This is a genomic window from Shigella sp. FC1661, assembly GCF_001712525.1.
Classification (GTDB): domain Bacteria; phylum Pseudomonadota; class Gammaproteobacteria; order Enterobacterales; family Enterobacteriaceae; genus Escherichia; species Escherichia coli.
On the sequence record NZ_MDGW01000494.1, the window covers coordinates 1 to 397 of the forward strand.

The 397-nt window shown below is 53.1% G+C and carries 1 protein-coding gene; it reads right to left on the bottom strand.

The features are described from left to right. Positions 1-397: IS3 family transposase (locus tag BFF42_RS21080; RefSeq protein ID WP_146753321.1), on the bottom strand; the 397-nt coding region annotated here is incomplete at both ends.

Sequence of the window (397 nt, forward strand, 5' to 3'; positions counted from 1 at the left end):
ACCTGTCAGCTCTTTTGTCATGCGCTCTCCCATGGCGTAGCCGACAATTTCGCACGTATAAACATCTTTGATGCCAGCGAGGTACAACCATCCCTCCTGTGTGGCAACATACGTCAGGTCCGCCACCCAGACCTGATTTGGTGCTGTAGGAGCGAACGTCTGGTTCAGCAGATTTGGCGCAACTGGCAGATTGTGGTTCGGGTTCGTAGTCGCTCTGAACTTGCGTTTCTGCTTACAGCGTAGCCTTAGCTCCTTACGAAGACGTGCCAGTCGGTCACGACCAACGATGATGCCATTCTCTGCCAGCTCCGTCTGGAGCCGCCGGGTTCCATATGTTTCGCGAGTGCGGATATGTGCCACCTTAATCTCCAGTTTTAGCCGCTCATCACTTTGTTTT